Annotated in this window: 21 protein-coding genes; 10 read left to right on the forward strand and 11 right to left on the reverse strand. The window is 72.1% G+C overall.

Translation table 11 applies throughout. From position 1 onward, the window contains the following. Nucleotides 1-10: 10 nt before the first annotated feature. Genes rpsR through rpmB form a run of 4 tightly spaced genes read right to left on the reverse strand, consistent with a single transcriptional unit; the run spans nucleotide 11 to nucleotide 965 of the window. Nucleotides 11-250 (reverse strand): 30S ribosomal protein S18, encoded by a 240-nt coding sequence (rpsR, locus tag FFT09_RS20440; protein ID WP_081194323.1) that lies wholly within the window; start codon nucleotides 248-250, stop codon nucleotides 11-13. A gap of 7 nt (nucleotides 251-257) precedes the next feature. After that, the gene (rpsN, locus tag FFT09_RS20445) at nucleotides 258-563 is read right to left on the reverse strand and encodes a 30S ribosomal protein S14 (protein WP_138383700.1); all 306 of its coding nucleotides are present in this window, start codon (nucleotides 561-563) and stop codon (nucleotides 258-260) included. After that, nucleotides 563-727: a 50S ribosomal protein L33 gene (rpmG, locus tag FFT09_RS20450; RefSeq protein WP_024876695.1), complete on the reverse strand. Its 165-nt coding sequence runs from the start codon at nucleotides 725-727 to the stop codon at nucleotides 563-565. The genes rpsN and rpmG overlap by 1 nt, the downstream gene beginning before the upstream one ends. Before the next feature lies 1 nt (nucleotide 728). After that, complete coding sequence (gene rpmB, locus FFT09_RS20455; RefSeq protein ID WP_138383701.1) at nucleotides 729-965, reverse strand: 50S ribosomal protein L28; 237 nt, start codon at nucleotides 963-965, stop codon at nucleotides 729-731. A 133-nt stretch (nucleotides 966-1,098) separates the two neighbouring features. On the opposite strand from rpmB, the gene FFT09_RS20460 reads away from it, so the two are divergent. Beyond that, the gene (locus tag FFT09_RS20460; RefSeq protein ID WP_138383702.1) at nucleotides 1,099-2,628 is read left to right on the forward strand and encodes an acyl-CoA synthetase; all 1,530 of its coding nucleotides are present in this window, start codon (nucleotides 1,099-1,101) and stop codon (nucleotides 2,626-2,628) included. A gap of 17 nt (nucleotides 2,629-2,645) precedes the next feature. Here the strand turns inward: FFT09_RS20460 and FFT09_RS20465 are convergent, their stop codons facing one another. Continuing rightward, a complete protein-coding gene (locus FFT09_RS20465; protein WP_138383703.1) occupies nucleotides 2,646-3,683 on the reverse strand; it encodes an MBL fold metallo-hydrolase in 1,038 nt (345 codons plus the stop codon). A 67-nt stretch (nucleotides 3,684-3,750) separates the two neighbouring features. Beyond that, nucleotides 3,751-4,584 (reverse strand): nitrilase-related carbon-nitrogen hydrolase, encoded by an 834-nt coding sequence (locus FFT09_RS20470; RefSeq protein ID WP_081194333.1) that lies wholly within the window; start codon nucleotides 4,582-4,584, stop codon nucleotides 3,751-3,753. 130 nt (nucleotides 4,585-4,714) lie between these two features. Between FFT09_RS20470 and FFT09_RS20475 the strand changes: the two genes are divergently transcribed. The 3 genes from FFT09_RS20475 to ligA are packed head-to-tail and all read left to right on the forward strand — an operon-like array spanning nucleotide 4,715 to nucleotide 8,639. Continuing rightward, nucleotides 4,715-5,767: a methionine synthase gene (locus FFT09_RS20475; protein ID WP_275528151.1), complete on the forward strand. Its 1,053-nt coding sequence runs from the start codon at nucleotides 4,715-4,717 to the stop codon at nucleotides 5,765-5,767. An 11-nt stretch (nucleotides 5,768-5,778) separates the two neighbouring features. After that, entirely contained in the window at nucleotides 5,779-6,474 is a 696-nt protein-coding gene (locus FFT09_RS20480; RefSeq protein WP_138383704.1) for a hypothetical protein, read from the forward strand. 26 nt (nucleotides 6,475-6,500) lie between these two features. Then, nucleotides 6,501-8,639, forward strand: a complete 2,139-nt coding sequence (gene ligA / locus FFT09_RS20485; protein ID WP_425273073.1) for an NAD-dependent DNA ligase LigA — start codon at nucleotides 6,501-6,503, stop codon at nucleotides 8,637-8,639. Nucleotides 8,640-8,728: 89 nt separating this feature from the next. On the opposite strand, the gene FFT09_RS20490 is transcribed toward ligA, so the two are convergent. Further along, nucleotides 8,729-9,328: a hypothetical protein gene (locus tag FFT09_RS20490; RefSeq protein WP_081194337.1), complete on the reverse strand. Its 600-nt coding sequence runs from the start codon at nucleotides 9,326-9,328 to the stop codon at nucleotides 8,729-8,731. A gap of 150 nt (nucleotides 9,329-9,478) precedes the next feature. Further along, a complete protein-coding gene (locus tag FFT09_RS20495; protein ID WP_024876686.1) occupies nucleotides 9,479-10,138 on the reverse strand; it encodes an ACT domain-containing protein in 660 nt (219 codons plus the stop codon). A gap of 216 nt (nucleotides 10,139-10,354) precedes the next feature. Here FFT09_RS20495 and gatC point away from each other — a divergent pair, with 216 nt between their 5' ends. The 4 genes from gatC to FFT09_RS20515 are packed head-to-tail and all read left to right on the forward strand — an operon-like array spanning nucleotide 10,355 to nucleotide 14,215. Then, on the forward strand, nucleotides 10,355-10,654 hold the full coding sequence (gene gatC / locus FFT09_RS20500) for an Asp-tRNA(Asn)/Glu-tRNA(Gln) amidotransferase subunit GatC (RefSeq protein ID WP_024876685.1): 300 nt from the start codon (nucleotides 10,355-10,357) through the stop codon (nucleotides 10,652-10,654). Then, nucleotides 10,651-12,159, forward strand: a complete 1,509-nt coding sequence (gatA, locus tag FFT09_RS20505) for an Asp-tRNA(Asn)/Glu-tRNA(Gln) amidotransferase subunit GatA (RefSeq protein ID WP_081194339.1) — start codon at nucleotides 10,651-10,653, stop codon at nucleotides 12,157-12,159. Before gatC ends, gatA begins: the two co-directional genes overlap by 4 nt. Further along, complete coding sequence (gene gatB / locus FFT09_RS20510; protein WP_138383706.1) at nucleotides 12,156-13,661, forward strand: Asp-tRNA(Asn)/Glu-tRNA(Gln) amidotransferase subunit GatB; 1,506 nt, start codon at nucleotides 12,156-12,158, stop codon at nucleotides 13,659-13,661. The genes gatA and gatB overlap by 4 nt, the downstream gene beginning before the upstream one ends. A gap of 2 nt (nucleotides 13,662-13,663) precedes the next feature. Further along, entirely contained in the window at nucleotides 13,664-14,215 is a 552-nt protein-coding gene (locus FFT09_RS20515; protein WP_244231439.1) for a hypothetical protein, read from the forward strand. On the opposite strand, the gene FFT09_RS20520 is transcribed toward FFT09_RS20515, so the two are convergent. Next, entirely contained in the window at nucleotides 14,175-15,359 is a 1,185-nt protein-coding gene (locus tag FFT09_RS20520; RefSeq protein ID WP_081194343.1) for a PQQ-dependent sugar dehydrogenase, read from the reverse strand. The genes FFT09_RS20515 and FFT09_RS20520 overlap by 41 nt on opposite strands. Before the next feature lie 72 nt (nucleotides 15,360-15,431). On the opposite strand from FFT09_RS20520, the gene FFT09_RS20525 reads away from it, so the two are divergent. Both FFT09_RS20525 and FFT09_RS20530 read left to right on the forward strand, forming a co-directional pair. Beyond that, nucleotides 15,432-16,352, forward strand: coding sequence for an NAD(P)-dependent oxidoreductase (locus tag FFT09_RS20525; protein WP_138383707.1), 921 nt, complete (start codon nucleotides 15,432-15,434; stop codon nucleotides 16,350-16,352). A 75-nt stretch (nucleotides 16,353-16,427) separates the two neighbouring features. Beyond that, nucleotides 16,428-17,057 carry a DoxX family protein gene (locus FFT09_RS20530; RefSeq protein ID WP_138383708.1) on the forward strand — a complete coding sequence of 210 codons (630 nt, stop codon included), beginning with the start codon at nucleotides 16,428-16,430 and terminating at the stop codon, nucleotides 17,055-17,057. A 49-nt stretch (nucleotides 17,058-17,106) separates the two neighbouring features. On the opposite strand, the gene FFT09_RS20535 is transcribed toward FFT09_RS20530, so the two are convergent. After that, complete coding sequence (locus FFT09_RS20535; protein ID WP_138383709.1) at nucleotides 17,107-17,574, reverse strand: hypothetical protein; 468 nt, start codon at nucleotides 17,572-17,574, stop codon at nucleotides 17,107-17,109. Next, entirely contained in the window at nucleotides 17,571-18,029 is a 459-nt protein-coding gene (locus tag FFT09_RS20540; protein WP_138383710.1) for a hypothetical protein, read from the reverse strand. The genes FFT09_RS20535 and FFT09_RS20540 overlap by 4 nt, the downstream gene beginning before the upstream one ends. Nucleotides 18,030-18,035: the final 6 nt, after the last annotated feature.

Here is an 18,035-nt window from a genome sequence, read left to right on the forward strand (position 1 = left end):
CTCGGCCGTGTCACCCCCGCTGTGACGCCGGATAGGGCAGCAACGCCATCTCGCGGGCGTTCTTGATCGCGGTGGCGACCTGCTTCTGCTCCTGCGGGGTCAGCCCGGTCACCCGACGGGAGCGGATCTTGCCCCGGTCCGAGATGAACTGCCGCAACAGAGCGGCATCCTTCCAGTCGACCTCCTCGATTCCGTTGGCTCGCAGCAGGTTGCGCCTGCGCTGACCGGGGCGCGGAACTCGCTTCACCATTGCTCTCCTACCAGCTCGACTTGGTGACACCGGGCAGTTCGCCGCGGTGCGCCATCTCGCGCAGCCGGATGCGCGACAGCCCGAACGCGCGGTAGTACCCGCGCGGACGGCCGTCGACCGTGTCCCGGTTGCGGATGCGCGTGCGGCTCGCGTCGCGCGGCATCGCCGCCAGCGCCGACACGGCGGCGGCCTTCTCCTCCGGCGTGGACCGGGGGGAGCGGATCGTGGCCTTGAGGGCGGCCCGCCGGTCCGCGTACCGCGCGGCGATCACCTTGCGCCGCTCGTTGCGCGCGATCTTCGACTTCTTGGCCATCACCGCTCCTCGCGAAACTCGACGTGGCGCCGCGCCACCGGGTCGTACTTGCGCAGCACCATGCGGTCCGGGTTGTTGCGGCGGTTCTTCCTGGTCACGTAGGTGTAGCCGGTCCCTGCGGTGGACCGGAGCTTGATGATCGGCCGCAGCTCGTCGCGAGCCATGTCAGCGAAGCACCCCTTTCGCGCGCAGCTCGGCGACCACCGCGTCGATGCCGCGCCTGTCGATGGTCTTCATTCCCTTCACCGACACCCGCAGCCGCACCCAGCGGCCTTCGCTGGGGACCCAGTACCGGCGTGACTGCAGGTTCGGGTCCCACCGGCGCGACGTCCTGCGGTGCGAGTGCGACACCTGCTTGCCGAAACCCGGCCTGCGGCCGGTGACCTGGCAGACAGCGGACACGGACACCTCCTAGTTGAAACTGATTGTCATTATCGTAAAAGCTAGACTAGCGCGCGTCGTGCGGGAAGCTCGACAGTGGGGGCGCGGTCGCGTCTAATGGCGGAACCCGTCGAGCACTTCCCGGAGGACACCGATGACGCCTGTCCGCTCCAGCACGGTCGCCGACATCCTGCGCCGCAGCGCCGCGCGGCACCCGGACCGGATCGCGCTGCGGTTCAACGCGGGCCCCGGTCGGGAATGGACCTACGCCGAACTGGACGAGGCGGTCACCCGTACCGCCGCGCACCTGCTCTCCCTCGGGCTCGCCCCCGGCGACCGCGTGGCGGCGTACGGGAAGAACTCCGACGCCTACCTGCTCGGATTCCTCGCCTGTGCCCGCGCCGGTCTCGTCCACGTGCCCGTGAACTTCAACCTCACCGGCGACGACCTCGCCTACCTGCTGGAACAGTCGGGCAGCCGGGCGGCGCTCGTGGACCCCGTGCTGGCGGGCAACCTCGCGGACGCGGGCGTGGAGCCCGAACACGTGCTGGCTTTGCGCGACGCCGAGGGCAGCCTGCTGGAACAGGCGAGCACGGGCCCGGTGCCGGAGGTCGAGGTGGACGTCGCCGACACCGATCTCGCCCAGTTGCTCTACACCTCGGGCACGACGTCGCGGCCCAAGGGCGCGATGATGACCCACCGGGCCCTGGTACACGAGTACGTGTCCTGCGTCGTGGACCTCGACCTCGCGCCCGACGACGCCCCGCTGCACGTGATGCCGCTCTATCACAGCGCGCAGCTGCACGTGTTCCTCATGCCGTGGCTGGCTGTCGGTGCCACGAACACGGTGCTGGAGACGCCCGACCCCACCGAGATCCTGCGCAGGCTGGCCGCCGACCGGCACGGCGCCTTCTTCGCCGCCCCGACACTCTGGGTGGCGCTGGCCAACCACGACCACTTCGACCGCTCGGACCTGTCGTCGCTGCGCAAGGCCTACTACGGCGCGTCCATCATGCCGGTGCCGGTGCTGAACCGGCTCCGCGCGGCGATGCCACAACTCGGCTTCTACAACTGTTTCGGGCAGTCGGAGATCGCGCCGCTGGCGACCGTGTTGCGCCCCGAGGAACACGACCGGCGTCCCGATTCGGCAGGCAGGCCGGTGCTGTTCGTCGAGGCGCGCGTGGTGGACCCGGACGGCCGCGACGTGGCCGCGGGGGAGCAGGGCGAGGTGATCTACCGGTCACCGCAGCTGGCGACCGGCTACTGGGACAAGCCGGAGGAGACCGCGGAGGCGTTCCGCGACGGCTGGTTCCACTCCGGCGACCTCGTGCGCGTCGACGACGAGGGCTACCTCTACGTGGTGGACCGCATCAAGGACGTCATCAACACCGGTGGGGTTCTCGTGGCGTCGCGCGAGGTGGAGGACGCCCTCTACACGCATCCCGGCGTCGCGGAGGTCGCTGTGGTGGGCCTGCCCGACGATCGGTGGATCGAGGCGATCACCGCCGTGGTGGTGCCGAAGGGTGAGGTCAGCGCCGACGAACTGCTCGCGCACGTGCGCTCGGCCCTGTCGCACTTCAAGGTCCCGAAGGCCGTCCACTTCACCGACGACCTGCCCCGCAACGCCTCCGGCAAGATCCTCAAGCGGCAGCTGCGCGACGAGCTGGCCGCACCGCCGGGGTAACGCACGGCACCGTTCGCTCAGGCGCGGTAGGTGCGCAACACGCCGTCGTCGGTGCCCGTCAGCGTCGCCCTGGCCACCAGCAGGTCCAGGTGTGCCGCCACTTCCAGCACGGCCAGCGCCTGGTTGAACGGGTCGAGATCGGACAGCGCCGTCTCGTGCCGGGTCCACGGCAGGCGCAGCGCCACCTCGTAGGCCGTGTGGGCGCCGAGCGACACGGTGTGCGCGATGTCGTCCAGCCTGCGGTCGTGGTGGCGCAGCAGCTCGTCCACCCGCGCGTGCACGCTCGCGCCGGTGGGGCCGTGGGCGGGCAGCATGCGGGCGTCCGGCAACGCGCGAACCCGGCGCAGCGACTCCAGGAAGTCCCGCAGCGGCAGCGGAACGGGGGCGGCGTGCAGGCCCACCGACGGGGTGATGTGGGGCAGCACGTGGTCGCCGGTGAACTGCAGGCCCTCGGTGCGGTCGGCGAACACCACGTGCCCCGCCGTGTGGCCGGGGGTGGCGAGCACGTCGAGAGTCCTGCCTCCCACGGTGCTGCGGCGGCCCTCTCGCAGCCACTCGTCGGGCTGCTCCCACACCGTGTCGTCGGTGGGCGGTGGGGTCGCGGCGAACGCCTCGGTCAGCAGGGTGATCACCGCGTCACCGCCCGCGCGCCGCAGCAGCGGGAGCTGGTCGGCCATCGGCGGACGGCCCGGCGTCGCCACGGCGCGCAGAGCCGGTTCCTCCCGCGCCCCCAGCGCCACCGGAGTGCCGTGCTCTCGCCGCACCGGCAGCGCCAGCGTGTAGTGATCGCGGTGGACGTGGGTGATCAGGAACTCGCCGACGTCGCCGAGCCCGGCGCCGAGTCCGGACAACGCCTTCTCCAGCGCCTCGTGCGCCTCGTCGCACGCCCAGCCCGAGTCGATGAGGGTGAGCGCGTCGCCGTCGGTGATCGCGTAGACGTTGACCGCTTTCAGCCCGGAGTTCGGCATCGGGAGCGGGATGCGGTGAACGCCGGGCGCCACCGAGTAGATCCCTGGTTCGGTCCAGTGCCGGGCCCCGTCGTCGAGCGGTCGCATCCCGTGATGACACCAGGTTCGGACCACCCGCAGGAGGCCCGTGAGAGTCAGATCACTGAGCGGGCGCTCAGTCGTGGCCGCTCTCGGTGATCAGCCGCTCCAGCTCCCGGCGCAGCAGCCCCATCCGTGCGTCCGCCAGCAGCGGCATCTCCCGCCGCCGCCTGCGCACCGCCGTGAGGTCGATGTCGATCATCGTCAGCGACTCCTCCCAGGTGGGCGCCGTCGCCACGGCCGAGCCCCACGGGTCGACCACCCGGGAGCCACCCCAGAACCGCACCCCGGCCTCGTCGCCCACCCGGTTCACGAACACCACCCAGCACTGCTGCATCCGGGCGGTGAAGGTGAGCAGGTCGTGCCAGTACTCCGCCGGGTCGAACGAGCCGCCGGTCAGCTTCGCGGCGCTGTTCGCGGGCACGATCAGCAGTTCGGCGCCGTCCTGTGCGGCGAGCCACGGCAGCATCGGTTGCCAGGCATCGTTGCAGATGAGCGTGGCGAACCGGCCGTGCCCCGCCTCGAACGCCCGCATGTGCTGGCCGGGGCTCGCGTGCTTGCGTTCCTCCCAGATCAGGTAGTTCGGGAGGTAGAGCTTGCGGTGGTTGTGGACGAGCCTGCCGCCGGACAGGTACAGCGCCGAGTTGTGCCTGCGGATGCGGCCGTCCTCCAGCAGCCCGATCACCACGTCCGGCCCGTGCCGCGACAGCGTGGCCAGCCGAGGGTCGTCGGGCCACAGCGAGATGTCGTCGGCCAGCTGGCCCAGCGCGTACCCGGTGAGGCTGAGCTCGGGAAACACCACCAGCTCGGCGTCCGCCTCGGCGGCGTCCTTGACGATCCGCTCGGCCGACGCGAGGTTGCCGTCCACGTCGCCGAGCCTGCAGTCCGTCTGCGCCAGCGCCACCCGCACCGGGGCTCACCTCCCTCACCGACACCCCCGACGGTACGCACGTCGCCCCGGTGCTGCGACGGCGAACCGTGTGGTGAGCCGGGCGGACCCCGTCGTGAACCACGGTGTCCGCGGCGGGACAATCGGTGCCGTGACCAGTGGTGTGACACAGCGTTCGCTGCGGCCGTGGCCGACCGGCGCGGCGACCGGGGTCGGCTCGATGCCGGGCACCGACTCCGGCGAGGCCGCCGCCGTCGTCTTCGGCGAGCTGCCCGAGTTCCCCCACCTGCCCGAACTGCCCGCCCGAGGGGTGGGGGCCGACCTGCTCGGCCGCACCGCGGCGGTGCTCGTCGACCTGGCCGTGGACGTCGTGCCGTCCGGTTACCGCGTGGCCGCCCGCCCGGGGCGTGACCAGCGCCGGGCGGTGGACCTGCTGCGGTGGGACATCGACGCCGTCACCGAGGCAGCGGGTCGCGGCGCGCCCGAGGTCGTCAAGACCCAGCTCGCGGGGCCCTGGACGCTCGCGGCGGGCGTGGAACTGGCCCGGGGCCACCGCGTGCTCACCGACCGGGGCGCGGTGCGGGACTTCACCGACTCGCTCGTGGAGGGACTCGCCGCCCACGTCGCCCAGCTCGCCGAGCGCACGGGCGCCCGCGTGGTGGTGCAGTTCGACGAACCCAGCCTGCCGGACGTGCTCGCCGGGGCGCTGTCCACACCGTCCGGCTACGGCACGGTGCCCGCCGTGCCCGAACCGGAGGCCAGGGACCTGCTCGGCACGGTCATCGAGGCGGCGCGCGAGCGCACCGGTGCGGCCGTGGCGGTGCACTGCTGCGCACGCCGTCCCCCGGTGGGGCTGCTGCGGGCGGCCGGCGCCGACGCCGTGTCGCTCGACGCGACGCTGCTGACCGGCGCGGGTGGGGCGTTGCTCGACGAGATCGGCGAGGCCTACGACGCGGGCACGACGCTGTTGCTCGGACTCGTGCCCAGCACGGCGCCCGCCACGCCGCCCGAACTGAAGACCCTGGCGCGCCCCGCGTTCGACCTGGTGGACCGGCTCGGCTTCGCCCGCGCCACGCTGGCCGAGCAGGCCGTGCCCACACCGACCTGCGGGCTCGCGGGCGCGACGGCCGACTGGGTGCGCCGGGCCCTGTCGCTGACCCGCGATCTCGGCAAAGCCTTCGTCGAGCCCGTCGAGGGCTGGTAGGACTGGGCGGCATGCGGCTCTTTCGCAGGCGCGGCTCCGCCGAGCCGGTCCCCGCCGACCCACGCACGCCCTGGCCGGAGCGGCCGGTCCGGGACGAGCCCGGTGCGGCGGCGGCCGAGTTCTGGCGCCACTGGCACGACGTGCTGCCCGACGTCAGCGCGGCGCTCGGCGAAGGACAGCCGCAGGCCGCCGAGACGTTGCTGTGCGATGCGGTCGCCCGTGTGCATCCCGACCTGCACTTCTCCCTCGAACGCGGGCAGCGCGCCCTCTACGCCCTCGTGGTCAGCGGCCAGGAGGACCCCGCGCTGCGGCCCTACACCGACGCCTGGAAGGCCGCCGCTCCGCCCGACGACACCATCTGGGAGTACCACGACTCGGTACCGCCGGTTCCCGATCCCGCCGGAGTCACGGTGAATCTGGGTCCGCGCCGCCTCCCGCTCGCCGACGTGCGGGTCGTGGCGCAGGTGGACGACGCCGACGGCGTGGTCGACGTCGCCGTCCACCACCCGGAGTTCGCCGCGCTCACCGAGGCCGAGCGCACCGCGATGACCTTCCTGCCGCTGGACGCCACGCTGGGCGAACGGCTCGCCGCCGAGCGGCTGCGCCGCGTCGAGACCGCCGTCGACGAGCCCGAGGGCACCATCAGCCTCGGTGAACTCCGTGCCCTCGTTCGCGGCCTGACCGGCGATGTCGGTGATGCTGACTAGGCTGCTCTCCTGTGAGCAGTGACGAGCTGACGGCCTCCGCCGAGGGCGCTGAGGGCCTTGCCGAGATCGAGGGCATCCAGGACGTCCCCGCCGACGTCCGGGAGCGGCACGGCGAGCTGGCCGAGGAGGTGCGGGGGCACCAGTTCCGCTACTACGTGCTGGACGCGCCCACCGTCTCCGACGGCGAGTTCGACCGGTTGCTGCGCGAACTGGAGGACCTGGAGGCGCGGCACCCCGGCCTCGCCTCGGCGGACTCGCCCACCCAGCGCGTCGGCGGCATGTTCTCCACGGAGTTCCGCGCCTACGACCACCTCCAGCGCATGCTCAGCCTCGACAACGCGTTCGACCTCGACGAACTGCGGGCGTGGATCGACCGGGTCGAACGCGAGATCGGCGGCGGCACCCGCTACCTGTGCGAGCTGAAGGTCGACGGGCTCGCCATCAACCTGCTCTACGAGCACGGCAGACTCACCCGCGCCCTGACCAGGGGCGACGGCCGCACCGGCGAGGACGTCACCCTCAACGTGCGCACGCTGCAGGAGGTGCCCGAGCAGCTCACGGGCACCGAGCGGTTCCCCGTGCCCGCCCTGGTGGAGGTGCGGGGCGAGGTGTACTACCGGGTGGCGGAGTTCGCCGACCTCAACGCCCACCTCGTCGAGGCGGGCAAGTCCCCGTTCGCCAACCCGCGCAACGCCGCCGCGGGCTCGCTGCGGCAGAAGGACCCGCGCATCACGCGCAGCAGGCCGCTGCGGTTCATCAGCCACGGCCTCGGTCAGCGCACCGGCTTCGACCCCACGCGGCAGTCCGAGGCCTACGACGCGCTCACCGCCTGGGGCCTGCCCGTCTCCCCGTACAGCACGGTGATCGAGTCGGCCGAGGGGCTGGTGGAGCACATCCACTACTGGGGTGAGCACCGCCACGACGCGGCGTACGAGATCGACGGCGTCGTCATCAAGGTCGACGACGTGTCGTTGCAGCGCAGGCTGGGCGCGACGTCCCGCGCACCGCGCTGGGCCATCGCCTTCAAGTACCCGCCGGAGGAGGCCAACACCACGCTGCTCGACATTCAGGTCAACGTGGGGCGTACCGGCCGGGTCACCCCGTTCGCGGTCATGGAACCCGTGAAGGTCGCCGGGTCCACGGTCTCGATGGCCACCCTGCACAACGGCGAGGAGGTCCGGCGCAAGGGTGTGCTGATCGGTGACCGCGTGGTGATCCGCAAGGCGGGCGACGTGATTCCCGAGGTGCTCGGGCCGGTGGTCGACGTCCGCACCGGGGCCGAACGCGAGTTCGTCATGCCCACTCACTGCCCGGAGTGCGGCACCCTGCTCGCCTACGAGAAGGAGGGCGACGTCGACATCCGCTGCCCCAACGCGGGGTCGTGTCCCGCGCAGCTCCGGGAACGGCTGTTCCACCTCGCCGGCCGGGGAGCCTTCGACATCGAGGTGCTGGGCTACGAGGCGGCGGGAGCGCTGCTGCGCTCCGGCGTGATCACCGACGAGGGCGACGTGTTCGACCTCGACGAGGAGAAGCTGAGCCGGGTCGACCTGTTCGTCACCAAGGCGGGTGAGCTTTCCGCCAACGGCAGGCGGCTGCTGGACAACCTCGACGCCGCGAAGGACCGTCCGTTGTGGAAGGTTCTCGTCGGGTTGTCGATCCGGCACGTCGGCCCCACGGCCGCACAGGCGCTCGCGCGGGAGTTCGGGTCCGTCGACGCCGTCGACCAGGCCGACGAGCAGCGACTCGCCGACGTCGACGGGGTCGGCCCCACCATCGCCACGGCCGTCCGGGAGTGGTTCGCGGTCGACTGGCACCGCGAGATCGTGGAGAAGTGGCGCCGCTCCGGGGTCCGCATGGAAGCCGAGCGCGACACCTCCATCCCGCGTCACCTCGAAGGGTTGTCCATCGTGGTCACCGGCTCGTTGCAGGAGTTCTCCCGGGACGAGGCCAAGGAAGCGATCATGGCTCGCGGCGGGAAGGCGGCCGGATCGGTGTCCAAGAAGACCGCGTTCGTCGTGGTGGGCGACACGCCGGGGTCGAAATACGACAAGGCCGTCCAGCTGAAGGTCCCCGTGCTGGGGGAGGACGCTTTCCGCGTCCTGCTGGAACGCGGGCCCGAGGCGGCGGCCGACCTGGCCGAGGCCCCGCCCGACGAAACGCGGTGACCGTGTCCGCAGCCTGCGTAGCCGTGTCCGCAGCTTATGGAGCCGTGTCCGCAGGTTGTGTAGCCGTGTCCGCAGCGCGCGTAGCGGTGTCAGTCTCGAACCCGGAGTAGCACCGCCACGACCAGGGCGAGCGTCAGCACCCCGAGGGCGGCGACCACCGTGCCGCCCACGCCGAGGTGATCCACCACCCAGGCGAGGGTTCTCCGGCTGCGGGACCGTGGGTTGGCGAGGACGACCGCGGCGAACCCGGCGGCTGCGACTCCCACCCCCGCCAACACCCATCGTCCCCGTCGACCGTCAAGGCCGGCGCGATGCACGATCACCTGTCCCGCCCGCAGGATGCGCCGTACGCGCAGGATGCGAAACGCCCCGAGTGCCAAGAACACCCGCAGCACCTGCACCGGGCCGACCACGAACACGACCGCAGGCACGGTCAGTCCCACGATCAGCAACTGTGCCCGGTATCGCTGTGCGAACACCCGGACACTGCCGCTGAACCAGAGCAACACCGCTGATTCCCCGGTCAGCACAGCCAGTGACCCCCAGTTGAGGGCCGCGCCGATGAGGCCGGTGACTCCGGGCGTGGCGGCGAGGAAGACCGCCGGAACCGACACGAGTGCCGCCGCCAGTACCGGAACCGCCAGGCGGTCCTGCCAGCGGCGAGTGCGCTCGTCGTGGATGTCGGGCATCAGCCCACGACGGTACGCGGTGTTCGTCCGGTTCGGCCGGTGTGGCCGCAACCTGCGGACTCGGCTACGCAGTCTGCGGACTCGGCTACGCAGACTGCGGACACGACTACACAGCCTGCGGACACGGCTACGTAGGCTGCGGACACGGCGTCAGCCGTCCAGGACCACCGCCACGATGCCCGCGAGGTGGGCCAGCCGGGCGACTTCGGCGGCCCGGAACATCGGGCCGCCGGGCCTGCCGACGAGCAGGGCCCTTCCGGGCTTGCCGATGGGGGTCGCGGCGAGCTCCGTGCCCAGCTCACGCCACATCTCCGGCACCCACGGCGCCTCGGCGTCGAGCACCGTGGCGCGCTCCAGCGGCAGCCACGGCAGGTCACCCAGCGGTGCCTCGGGCGCCGCGGTGGAGGACGCGAGGCGGATGGTGCCACCGGAGTCGGCGCCGAGTTGCACGACGAGCGACCAACCGGACCGCACGATCCGGGGAACGCCGTCGGCCAGGAGTTCCAGCCCCGACGCGGGCTTGGCGGCGATCTCCTCGACGAGTTCGAGTTCCCGGTGGGTGTCGAGCACTCCCGCGTACGGCCGGACGGCGTCGACTTCGACGCCGTCGACGCTCTCGGCCGCGGTGATGAGGCTGTCGGGCAGCCTGCCGGAGGGGAGTTCCACCACCAGGTCGTCGATCGCCACGCCGTTGCCGCGCTCGACGACGTCGACACTGAGAATGTCGGCTCCCGCCAGGCCCAGGGCACCGGCCACGGCACCGAGAGTTCCGGGGCTGTCCGGGAGTTGCACCCGGATCAGGAACGACAACGTGAACCCCTTTCCTCGGCCAGCGTCCTCACCTCGTCCACTCCTCACGCGATTGCCGACCGATGATTGTGACAGTTCCGGCCGTGCTGTGGGTAGTCGCCGCCGGGCCAGGACCCGGGACGAGCGATCGGGTTCGTACGCCATAGACTGCCCTGGGTAACACCCGAATCGACAACGGCTGAGTTGAGAATCGAGAACACCCCGGGAGTCGCCCGCGTGTCGAATATTTCCCGCGACGAGGTCGCGCATCTGGCCAAGCTTGCGAGGATGGCCGTCACCGACGAGGAACTAGACGTCTTCGCGGGCCAGCTCGATCAGATCCTCGACGCCGTCGCGAAGGTCGGTGAGGTCGCGTCGGACGACATCCCGCCCACGTCGCACGCCGTGCCGCTGACCAACCGGTTCCGCACCGACGAGGTGCGGCCGGGGCTGAGCCAGCAGGAAGCGCTGGCGGGTGCTCCCGCGGCGGAGGAAGGCCGGTTCCGGGTACCGCGAATTCTTGGGGAAGAGCAGTGACCGATCTGACGCGGCTGTCCGCCGCCGAACTGGCTGACAAGATTCACTCCCGCGAGGTGTCCGCCGAGGACGTGACCAGGGCGCATCTCGACCGGGTGGCCGAGGTGGACACCGACCTGCACGCTTTCCTGCACGTCGACGCCGACGGCGCGCTCGCCGCGGCCCGTGCCGTCGACTCCGGGCTGGCACGGGGTGAGCGCCCCGCGTCGGCGCTGGCGGGTGTCCCGCTCGCGCTCAAGGACGTGTTCACCACTCGTGACATGCCGACGACGTGTGGTTCGCGGACGCTGCGGGACTGGACCCCGCCGTACGACGCGACGGTGACGCGCAGGCTGCGTGAGGCCGGTGTCCCGATCCTCGGCAAGACCAACATGGACGAGTTCGCGATGGGTTCGTCCACGGAGAACTCGGCGTTCGGCCCGACCCGGAACCCCTGGGACCGCGAGCGCATTCCCGGCGGCTCGGGCGGAGGGTCGTCGGCCTCGGTGGCGGCCTTCGAGGCGCCGCTGGCCATCGGCACCGACACGGGTGGCTCGATCCGCCAGCCCGCGTCGGTCACCGGGACGGTGGGCGTGAAGCCGACGTACGGCGGCGTGTCCCGCCACGGCCTCGTGGCGTTCTCGTCGTCGCTGGACCAGGGCGGGCCGTGTGCGCGCACGGTGCTCGACGCCGCGTTGCTGCACGAGGTGATCGCGGGTCACGACCCGCTCGACTCGACGTCGATCGACGCGGCCGTGCCGCCGGTGGTCGAGGCGGCGCGGCGCGGCGGCGACGGCGACCTGTCCGGCGTGCGGGTCGGCGTGGTGCGGGAACTGTCGGGTGAGGGCTACCAGCCGGGTGTGCTCGCCTCGTTCGAGGCCGCGGTGGAGCAGTTGCGGCAGCTGGGCGCCGAGATCGTCGAGGTCTCCTGCCCGCACTTCACCTACGGCCTGTCGGCCTACTACCTGATCGCGCCGAGCGAGTGCTCGTCCAACCTGGCGCGGTTCGACGCCATGCGCTACGGGCTGCGGGTGGCCGACGACGGCGACCACAGCGCCGAGGAGGTCATGTCGGCCTCCCGCGAGGCCGGGTTCGGCGCCGAGGTCAAGCGCCGCATCATGCTCGGCACCTACGCGCTGTCGTCGGGCTACTACGACGCCTACTACGGCTCCGCGCAGAAGGTGCGCACGCTGATCACCCGCGACTTCACCTCGGCGTTCGAGCAGGTGGACGTGCTGGTGTCGCCGACGACGCCGACCACGGCGTTCCGGCTGGGTGAGCGCGTGGACGACCCGCTGGCCATGTACCTGGCCGATCTGTGCACCATCCCGGCCAACCTGGCGGGAAACGCCGCGATGAGCGTGCCCAGCGGCCTGTCCGCCGACGACGGCCTGCCGGTCGGGTTGCAGATCATGGCGCCCGCGCTGGCGGACGAGCGGCTCTACCGGGTGGGCGCGGCCTACGAGACCGCGCGCGGCCCGGTGCTGGACCGGATGCCCGAGCTGAAGGGAGCGGCGGCGAAGTGACCGCGGTGGCCGATCTGATGGACTACGCCGAGGTCGTCGAGCGCTACGACCCGGTGCTGGGGCTCGAGGTCCATGTCGAGCTCAACACGAACACCAAGATGTTCTGCGGGTGCCCGAACCGCTTCGGCGGTGAGCCGAACACCCACGTCTGCCCGACCTGCCTGGGGCTGCCGGGTGCGTTGCCGGTGGTGAACGGCACGGCCGTGGAGTCGGCGATCCGCATCGGGCTGGCGCTGAACTGCGAGATCGCGCAGTGGTGCCGGTTCGCCCGGAAGAACTACTTCTATCCGGACATGCCGAAGAACTTCCAGACGTCGCAGTACGACGAGCCGATCGCGTTCGACGGCCACCTCGACGTGGTGCTCGACGACGGCGAGGTCGTGCGGGTGGGCATCGAGCGTGCCCACATGGAGGAGGACACCGGCAAGTCGCTGCACGTCGGCGGTGCCACGGGCCGGATCCACGGCGCGGAGCACTCGCTGCTGGACTACAACCGTGCGGGTGTGCCGCTCATCGAGATCGTCACCAGGCCGATCGTGGGCATGGGCGAGCGGGCGCCCGAGGTGGCGCGCGCGTACGTCACCGCGTTGCGCGACCTGTTGCGGGCCATGCACGTGTCGGACGTGCGCATGGACCAGGGTTCGCTGCGCTGCGACGCCAACGTCTCGCTGATGCCGAAGGGCACCGAGGAGTTCGGCACGCGCACGGAGACGAAGAACGTGAACTCACTGCGCAGTGTGGAGCGCGCCGTCCGCTACGAGATGACCCGGCAGGCGGCCGTGCTCGCGGCGGGCGGGGACATCGTGCAGGAGACCCGGCACTTCCAGGAGGCCGACGGCACCACCTCGGCCGGCCGGGTCAAGGAGACGGCAGAGGACTACCGCTACTTCCCCGAGCCCGACCTGGTGCCGATCGCGCCGTCGCGCGAGTGGGTCGAGCAGTTGCGCACCACGCTGCCGGAGCTGCCCTGGGAACGCCGCAGGCGGATCCAGCAGGAGTGGGGTCTGACCGACGAGGAACTGCGTGACCTGGTCAACACCGGCGCGGCCGACCTCGTGGCCGCCACGGTGGAGGAGGGTGCGACGCCGGGCGAGGCACGCAGCTGGTGGGTGCAGTACCTCAACCAGCAGGCGAGCGGCCGGGAGGTGGAGCTGGCCGCACTGCCGATCACGCCGGCGCAGGTGGCGCGGGTGATCGCGCTGGTCAACTCCGGGGAGCTGACCAACAAGCTGGCGCGCGAGGTCGTGCAGGGTGTGCTGGCCGGTGAGGGCGAGCCCGACGACGTCGTGGAGAAGCGCGGGCTCAAGGTCGTGTCGGACGACTCGGCGCTGATCACCGCCGTGGACGAGGCACTGGCCGCGCAGCCCGACGTGGCTGACAAGATCCGCGGCGGCAAGGTGCAGGCGGCGGGCGCCATCGTGGGCGCCGTGATGAAGGCCACGAAGGGCCAGGCGGACGCCAAGCGCGTGCGGGAGCTGGTCCTGGAGCGGGTCGGCGCCTGACCGTGGCCGCGCGGGCGCGCCGGGACCGGCGGGGCTGGTCACCGGCCCTGGTGTCGTGGCGCGAGTGGCTCGGCCTGGGTGCCGCGCTGCTCGCGGTGGTGTCGTTGTTCCTGCCGTGGACCCGGTTGAGCGCGGCTGATCCCGCGGTGAGCGCGGCGCTGGCCGAGCTGCCTGCCGGGGACGTGTCGCGCTCGGTGTGGCGGGGGACGTTCTTCGCGTGGCTGGCGCCGATGCTGGTCGTGCTCGCCGGGGTGGCCGTGGTCGTGGCGGGGCAGCGTCCCGCACTGCGGCGCAGTGGCCTGCCGCACTTGTGGCTGGTCGCGGCGGCGGTGGCCGCGTGCTCGGTGGTGTTCGCGTGGGTCTTCGCGGACTGGCAGTTCGGCGCCGAGCAGCGCGCCTTCCTCGCCGACAGCGGCGTGGCGGTGCAGGCCGCGCTCGGCCGCTACCTGGGTGCCGCGGCGGTGCTGGTGTCGCTGGTGGCCGCGGTGTGCGACGTGCGTGCCGAGGGCCCGGTCAGTCGCGGCCGGAGCCGGAAGCGGGCTGGCGCACGATGAGCACCACGCGGTCGTCGCTCGACACCGGGGTGCCGCCGTCCTTGTTGATCGTGCCCGCGACGGCGACGTCGCCGGTGACCTGGTCGAGGCTGCCCAGCAGACCGTAGCCGTTGTCCTCGCCGTCGAGCGTGACCTGCGGCTCGCCGCCGACGGAGCCGTCCTCGGTCAGCGGCAGGTTCTGGATGTTGCCCGCCTGCTCCGTGGACACGGCGAGCATGTCGGTCCAGTCGGCGCAGCCGCTCACCCCTGGCCGGTCCTTCCAGGTCCACGCCGGTACCGACAGTTCCTCGCCCGCCTCGATGCGGTACACCGCGTCGCGGTCGGCGGTCTGGTCGGTGACCCAGAGCCGGGAGCCGTCCTCCGTGCCGCACATCCCGCCCGGCGCGTGCAGGCCGCGCGCGTACACGGCGGAGTCCGCCGCGGGGTTGTCGCCCGCAGGCGCGCCCGAGGGGTCGATCCGCAGAATCTTGCCCGCCAGCGAGGTGCGATCGGCCGCGGCGGCGGCGTCTCCGGCATCGCCGGTGGCGACCAGCAGCGACCCGTCGGCCCCCGCGAGCAGGGCGCCGCGGTTGTGGTCGGCGCCCTTCGGGATGCCGGTGAGGACGGGTTGGGGCTCCTGTCCTTCGGCGAAGCGCACGATCCGGTTGTCCTCGGCGGTCGTGAGGTAGGCGAACACGAGCCCGTCCTCGGCGTAGGTGGGGGACAGGGCGAGCCCCGTCAGCCCGCCGTCGCCCGTGGGCTCGACGTCGAGGGTGGCGTACTCCTGCGGTTCACCGTCGCTGTTGACGAGGAACACCTCGCCGCTGCGGCGCTCACCGGCGAGCGCGGTGACGCTGGAGCCGTCCGAGGGCAGGGCGGCGACGGCCGACACGGTGTCGAGGCAGGTGGCGATGACGGCCTTGTCGTAGTCGGTGCAGCCCTCGGGGGGCGGTACCGGGGTCTGGGAGGTCGAGGGGCCGCCGGGTTCGGCACTGCCTTCGGCTTCGGGCAACTGGGGCTGCGGGCCGGCCTCGGCACTCAGTTCCGGGGCCGACCGCCAGTCCGTCTCGGCGGTCGAGTCGTCGAAATCGGCGCAGCCCGCGGGCACGACCACGGCGCAGGCCAGGACCACGGCCGACCACGAGCGTCTCGGACCCCTGCGCACAGTGGTCCAGCCTAGGCGGCGCCGGGTGAACCTGGGGTAAGCGGGTCTCGGCGGATCGGTCACGATGGTGGGGTGACCATCACGGTTCTGGTTCCCCACGACGAGGGTGTGCCGGTGCTGGCCGACGTGCCCGGCATCCGCCCCGTGCGCTACCGCGTCGAGGCGCTGGGCGACGCGCTGCCCGCCGAGGCCGCCGACGCCGAGGTGCTCATTCCGGGTGCCCGCTCGGCGGCGCTGCGGCCGTTGCTGGAGGCGATGCCGCGCCTGCGGCTGATCCAGTTGCTCTCGGCGGGCGCGGAGGACTGGACGGACACCGTGCCGTCCGGGGTCCTGCTCTCGACCTGCCGAGGCGCGCACGGCGGCAGCACGGCGGAGTGGGTGATGGCCGTCCTGCTGTCCGAGCTGCGCGGGCTGCCCGGGTTCGCCGAGGCGCAACGTGCGGGCACCTGGAGCCCCGAGACGACCCGCACCCTGCAGGGCAGGCGGGTGCTGGTGGTCGGTGCCGGGGACGTCGGACACCAGCTGCACCGGCGGCTCGCCGCGTTCGACGCACAGGTCACGATGGTGGGCCTGTCGCCTCGCGACGGCGTCGAGGGGGTCGAGCAGCTGCCCGCCCTGCTGGCCGACGCCGACGTCGTGGTGCTGCTGGTGCCGCTGACCACCCGCACCCGGGGCATGGTGGACGCGGCCTTCCTCGCCGCGCTGGCGGACGGGGCGTTGCTCGTCAACGCCTCGCGTGGCGCGGTGGTGGACACCGGCGCGCTGCTCGCCGAGCTGGGGTCAGGCAGGCTGCGTGCGGCACTCGACGTCACCGACCCCGAGCCGCTACCCCCGGAGCACCCGTTGTGGACGGCGCCGAACGTGGTCGTGACGCCCCACGTGGCGGGAGCGGTGTCCGGGGCGCGCTGGCGGTCGTACCGGGTCGCGGCGGCGGAGATCGAGCGCTACGTGCTGGGGGAGCTGCCGGACAACCTGGTGCAGGGCGAGTACTGACGACAGCCGTGTTTCGCGCGACAACCCGGGCGAAGTCCGCACCCACGGCCCCGGGGTGGCCTACGCTGCGCGGCCATGAGCGTTCACCAGGGTGACGACCAACCGACCACCACGCTGCGCACCTCGGACTTCGACGGTTCCGGGTTCACGGCGGCTCCCGCCGCGGCCTCGACCCCGACGGACGACACCGGCGGCCGTGCCGCCGTGGGAGATCGCTGGCACGGCGGGCTGGACTTCGGTCTGCTCGTGTTGCGGATCGCGGTGGCGGGCATCGTCATCGCCCACGGGCTCCAGAAGTTCGGGCTGCTCGGCGGGCCCGGCATCGGCGGGTTCGCCGAGGCGCTGACCGCGATGGGCTTCACGAGTCAGACGACGTTGCTGTCCTGGATCACCGCGTCGTCCGAGGTGGTGGGCGGTGTGCTCCTGCTCGTCGGCCTGTTCACCCCGCTCGGCGCCGCCGCGGTGATCGGCGTGATGGTCAACGTGGTGTACGCCAAGGCGGGTCAGGGGTTCTTCGCCGGAGACGGCGGGTTCGAGTTCGATCTGCTCGTCGCGCTGGCCGCGTTCGCGCTGCTGTTCACCGGCGCGGGCAGGCTGGCCCTGGACCGCAACACCCCGTGGCGGCGCAGGCCACTGCCGTTCGCTCTGGTCGCGCTCGTGCTCGCCGCCGCCGCGTCGGTGACGGTGATCGTGCTGTTCCGCTGACCGCCCGCCGGCCGGTGGTGCCGGCGGCGCCGCGAGCGAAAGGTGCTGTTCAGCGCAGTACCGGACCATCGAAGTAGTCGTCTCCGGGGTCGTCGTCCCGATCGTCCCGGTCCGCGGGGCGGTCGGGGGTCGACGGAGGTCCACCCGGTTCGATGATCTCGTCGAGTTCGTGCCCCTCGTTGATCATCACGTAGGCCTGGCGCATGCCTTCGACGCCGCCCTCCAGCGCCCTGCGTACCTGGGGGTCGTCGAGGAACCGGCCCTCGGCGATGTCGTTCCACGACACCTCGCCGCTGTCGATGCGGGCCTGGAGCTCGCGCAGTTCCTTCGGCGCGTCCTTGCTCCGGGCGTGCTGGGCGATCTGCTCGATGTCCTTCCGCGACAGCCCGGACTTCGGCATCCGGCTCTGTAGCTGCCTGGCCTGGCTGATGCTGCGGTCGAGCCCCGCCTCCGCCTGTTCGAGCTTCGCCATGGCCTCGGCGATGCGCGGATTGTTCGTCGGGTCCGTACCCGTCATGGTCGTGCTCCTTCGGGCCGTCCGGTGACGATCCAGTTCTCGTCCTCCTCCTCGAACACGCCGACGGCCGTGGAGCCGTCCTGGGCGACCGCCACGAAATCGGGTGAGCCGCATCGCTGCCGCAGCGTCGCGAGGAAGCCCGTTCCCTCGGGCGCGCGGACCACCACCCACGGCAGCCGGAACGCCCCGGGGCCGGTGACGCAGACGCAGAACACGCCGTCGTCGCCGAACAGGCCCACTTCGTCGGCGGTCTTGCGCCACGCCCGCTCGGTGGCGGCGTCGGCGGTGTCGGTGTCGGCGGCGTCGAGATCCACCCGCGCGCGCGGGGTGGCCGTCGCGGAGATCAGCGGCGTGGCGGCCTGCTCCGGGGTGACGCCAGCCGCGTCGTCGCGTTCGCCGAGCACCGGGAATCCCGCTGCCCGCAGGATGTCGACCCGATCGGCCTGACTCGTCATGCTTCG

The sequence above is a fragment of the Saccharomonospora piscinae genome (assembly GCF_005862235.1).
GTDB classification, from domain to species: Bacteria; Actinomycetota; Actinomycetes; order Mycobacteriales; family Pseudonocardiaceae; genus Saccharomonospora; species Saccharomonospora piscinae.

What these genes read in the sequence shown, in the direction of transcription:
- FFT09_RS20535 (WP_138383709.1), bottom strand. Translation starts at nt 17,574, where the DNA reads ATGACGGGTACGGACCCGACGAACAATCCGCGCATCGCCGAGGCCATG.
- FFT09_RS20540 (WP_138383710.1), bottom strand. Translation starts at nt 18,029, where the DNA reads ATGACGAGTCAGGCCGATCGGGTCGACATCCTGCGGGCAGCGGGATTC.
- FFT09_RS20530 (WP_138383708.1), top strand. Translation starts at nt 16,428, where the DNA reads ATGAGCGTTCACCAGGGTGACGACCAACCGACCACCACGCTGCGCACC.
- rpsN (WP_138383700.1), bottom strand. Translation starts at nt 563, where the DNA reads ATGGCCAAGAAGTCGAAGATCGCGCGCAACGAGCGGCGCAAGGTGATC.
- rpmG (WP_024876695.1), bottom strand. Translation starts at nt 727, where the DNA reads ATGGCTCGCGACGAGCTGCGGCCGATCATCAAGCTCCGGTCCACCGCA.
- FFT09_RS20460 (WP_138383702.1), top strand. Translation starts at nt 1,099, where the DNA reads ATGACGCCTGTCCGCTCCAGCACGGTCGCCGACATCCTGCGCCGCAGC.
- FFT09_RS20480 (WP_138383704.1), top strand. Translation starts at nt 5,779, where the DNA reads ATGCGGCTCTTTCGCAGGCGCGGCTCCGCCGAGCCGGTCCCCGCCGAC.
- rpsR (WP_081194323.1), bottom strand. Translation starts at nt 250, where the DNA reads ATGGTGAAGCGAGTTCCGCGCCCCGGTCAGCGCAGGCGCAACCTGCTG.
- FFT09_RS20465 (WP_138383703.1), bottom strand. Translation starts at nt 3,683, where the DNA reads ATGCGACCGCTCGACGACGGGGCCCGGCACTGGACCGAACCAGGGATC.
- FFT09_RS20490 (WP_081194337.1), bottom strand. Translation starts at nt 9,328, where the DNA reads ATGCCCGACATCCACGACGAGCGCACTCGCCGCTGGCAGGACCGCCTG.